The 223-nt window shown below is 41.7% G+C and carries 1 pseudogene; it reads right to left on the bottom strand.

Features of this window, described 5'->3' with window-relative positions:
- A pseudogene (locus AAC854_RS24875) lies at positions 1-223 on the bottom strand (hypothetical protein); the annotation flags it as partial.

The raw sequence follows: 223 nt of genomic DNA on the forward strand, positions 1-223 counted from the left end.
ACTCCCTGCGGGAGCAACACTTTTTGGCTTTTTGCGGGTGGGTTTGGATAATTTCAAATCGATATGATTATCATTTACATCAATTTGCTCTGAAACTTCATCATTTGATTGGAATAATGACAATAACGTCTGTGTATCATCACAAACAGATTGCCCAGTGGCTGATGCGGAGATCGAAGCAACAAAATCAGAATCTGTTGGTGTTGATACCGTGTCCGCCACC

It is taken from the genome of Xenorhabdus entomophaga, assembly GCF_037996725.1.
Lineage (GTDB): Bacteria > Pseudomonadota > Gammaproteobacteria > Enterobacterales > Enterobacteriaceae > Xenorhabdus > Xenorhabdus khoisanae.